Origin of the sequence: Pseudophaeobacter leonis, assembly GCF_002087335.1 — a bacterium.
GTDB classification, from domain to species: domain Bacteria; phylum Pseudomonadota; class Alphaproteobacteria; order Rhodobacterales; family Rhodobacteraceae; genus Pseudophaeobacter; species Pseudophaeobacter leonis.
In genome coordinates this window covers 1-3,252 of sequence record NZ_MWVJ01000130.1, presented here as the reverse complement: position 1 = coordinate 3,252, position 3,252 = coordinate 1, and the positions used below count along the sequence as shown (strand labels likewise).

Genomic DNA, 3,252 nt, shown 5'->3' with positions numbered 1-3,252 from the left:
CAGCCTCCGACAAACACGGCGCGGTTCATATCCGGCCTGCCTGCCATCAGCGGAGTGACCGCCAGAAGCACCTGCCGTGGCGGTTAGGCTATCGCGTGGATTGGTGGCGCCGCCAGCCATGACAGCCTCGGCCGTGGCAATATAGGTTTCCACGGCGTGGCGCTCGGCCGGTAAAAGACGGGTCAGGATTGCCGCGCCCCGCCGCCGATAAACCACGTCAACGCGGTGGCCGTCCTGAATGGTGGCCGCCTCAAAGTTCACCGCATCGGTTGGGCGTGTCTGTTTTCTCATCGCACCAGATCCTTTTCAGATTATCGCCCTGGGGAGGTGAGAGACACCCCCCTATTGCTCTATATAAAAACCTCTATTTTCCCATATTTTATAGTATGCCTATATATACCCCTCCCTATATTCCCTATATATTAGGGGTTAACCGTAAGGGACTAAAACCATTGCGTTTTGTGATTTTTCACCCTCCCCAAACCCCCAGAAAAACGTCCCTCGCGCTTCCCTAAGCATCCCCAAAAACCCATCGCCCCAACCATTCTCAGTCAAGCCGCTTGCGGCTTGTCCGCATAAACCCTCCCTGAATTCCCTACGCCTCCCCAACCAAGGGAGGTAAAACAGGGGCGCGGGGGAGCGTGATGGCGCGCGATTAGCGGAAATCATCAGGCGTGTAGCCGTCATCCGGGGGCTGATTTGAGGCTTTCAGGTAGTCATTTACCATGGGTTCATCCTTGAGCTTGAAGCCGCGAAACACCATCAGGCCATTGGATTTCCCCCTCTCAAAACCCTTTTCATTCAGGTTATCCCGCAGGGCGGAATCTGAGTAAACGCGGGCACCAACCTCTTTGGCCCAGGCTTTGAAGGCCTTGAAGAAATCAGCCGTGCGGGTGCGGGTGTCCGGCTCTATATCGGCACATTCGCGTAGGAAGGTGCCCACCGGGTCCGCCGCCTCCATAAGGCGGTCCTTGAGCGTCAACATGGCCTTGGGGGAGTCAATACCGGGCGGCACCCCTTTGCCCTGCTCCAGGCGCTCAAAGAAGTCACGGAAGCCATCCAGAAGCCAATTCAGAATACCAGGCAGTTCCGCCATGAGGGCGGCGTTTATCTCCAATTCCCCGCGCCGTTGTTCCTGTGGCAGTTCGCGCAGATTGACGTCCAGCGGGATAAAAACAAGGCGGCGGCGGGTGCCGTCATCCTCATCTTTGATTTTGGGGGTCCTGTTGAAAAAAATCACAGGTATGCCGGTTGGGCGGTAGACAAATTGCGGCATACCCAGTGCCCGTGCCGGGCGCAGGTCGCCACCCGTGAGGGATTTGATTTTCTTGGCGCTGAATACATCCGTTACCGCTGGTTCAGAGGCCAAGATCACCCGCGCGCCGGGTAAATCCACCTCCTCTGGCGTGGCCTGTCCTGCGCTTTGGTTCTGGGTTTGCAGGAACATTTCCACCTTGGCGGGGGCCGCATAGCCGCCAAAACTGCCGAGGACTTCACCCAAAATCTTGGCGAGGGTCGATTTGCCATTGCCGCCCGCCCCCCGGACCAATAACGCCACCTGCGCCGGATTTTGCCCAAAAACCAGAGCGCCAAGCGCGCGTTTCAAACAAGCGCGAATGTCATAATCTGGAACAATCAACAGCATGAATTGTTCCCACTCTGAGCAGGTCGCACCAGGCACAAAGGGCGTTCCGGCGCATCTCGTGGGGCGCGGGGCGCGATCCACCGGGACAAGCCAATCCCGGCGCCAGGCGGAAAGATCCTTGTCAGGGTTCCAATCCCCCGCGCCATCCGGTGGCGGCGCGTCTTTGACCCGTCGCAGATCCACGGCACCATTTTTGACCACCAAAAGCCAGGGGTCCGCATCCAGGTCGTGAATTTCGGCCCGGACTTGCCATTCGCAGGCTTTGAGAGCCTTGCCTTGCTTGTCCACATTGCCCACGGTGGTCTGGTGTTTGCGCAGGGCTTTTATGCGGTCCTGGCGCATGGCCTCGGAGGCCTCCTCATCGGTGACAAAACGGCGGGGGTCCTTGGGCTTGTCCGCCTCGCGCTGGCGAAAACGGGCCACCTCAAGTTCGGAAAATTGTTGAATGGCAACCGCTTTGATTTCCTCGGCCACCAAGTCGGGAAGCCGTGCGAAAATTTCGGCCGCGCGCAGGATGCCCGATTGAAAGGAAAAACAGTTGCCATCCCAGACGCCCCAGCCTTTGCCCAAAACGAAAACCAAATCCTCGCCATAGGCGGCCAAGATCCGGCGGGCATTGCCCCGATCGTTCAATTCCAGATAGGCGCGCTCCTCTGGCGAAAGGCGCAGATCTTTGCGGGATTTGGTTTTGCCATGGTTGCCCACCAGTTGGTCAATCATTCCCATTGCCTGTTCCTTTCCAAAGTTTCGGCCAGCACCACGTCTGCAAAATCAAGGTCCAGGTCCCAGCGGCCCTGGGGCACTGTGAGACGCACCCGCAAGCCCAAGCCTCTGAGGCGGCCCAATGCGCCCTCATAGAGCTGGCGCGCCTCGGCCGGGTGCTTGCTTGAGCCTTCCCCCCAAGGCTCTGGCCAGAGCTGCGGGAATGATCGTCAATGAAGACTAAACCTGTGCGTGTCATCGGCGTCAGGATCGACGGTGGCACAGACAGGCCCGTCTTGAAGGCGTAGTGTTTAGCCTTGCGCAAACCCAGGCCATTTTGCCAATTTTTCAGATCGGCCGCGTCCGGGTGATGGGCGATATAGTCAATAATCAGGCAGGCGAATTCCCCGAGAAAAGTCAAACGCTCGGCCCGCATAAGGCGTTGCAAGGAGAGTTCGGTTGTATTTACCGCTTTGACTGAAAGAGACCAGGCATCAGGCAGGCCGGAGGGGTCCATCCGGGGCGCATTTAGGCCATAGGGAAAGGCAGTTTTTTCGATTTTTGATAACATGAGAGGTCATTCCTTTTGCAAGAATGACCCCTTTGTGGTCCGAATTTTGTTTTTGGGGCAGTCCGAAAAATGTTGCGCAAGTGCATATAATTAAGCCACAAGCACATCATTTTGACCGCCACGTACAACATCTGTGTCTCATACCCGAAAGATATCAGAATTTCCTCATATTTGGGAAATTCCCTCACAATTGACCGAAAGAAGGCAAAAGTGTTTGTTTCGGGCGATAAGAGTTGTTGCGTCATTCGGGACGCATCATTCTAAATTGGTTAATTTGTTTCCAGCACCCTCTTGCAATCTAAAGGGGTGTCAAAATTATCGGACTGTTTATTGT

At 56.2% G+C, this 3,252-nt stretch carries 3 protein-coding genes; 1 reads left to right on the top strand and 2 read right to left on the bottom strand.

Annotated features, from left to right (window positions below):
• Positions 1 to 291, bottom strand: a 291-nt coding sequence (locus tag B4968_RS22625) for a hypothetical protein (protein ID WP_139792999.1), incomplete at its 3' end; no start/stop codon positions are given.
• Between the two features lie 364 nt (positions 292 to 655).
• Entirely contained in the window at positions 656 to 2,371 is a 1,716-nt protein-coding gene (locus B4968_RS22620) for a DNA primase family protein (protein ID WP_083101429.1), read from the bottom strand.
• Between the two features lie 283 nt (positions 2,372 to 2,654).
• Between B4968_RS22620 and B4968_RS23650 the strand changes: the two genes are divergently transcribed.
• Positions 2,655 to 2,828, top strand: a complete 174-nt coding sequence (locus B4968_RS23650; protein ID WP_161492657.1) for a hypothetical protein — start codon at positions 2,655 to 2,657, stop codon at positions 2,826 to 2,828.
• Positions 2,829 to 3,252 lie beyond the last annotated feature (424 nt).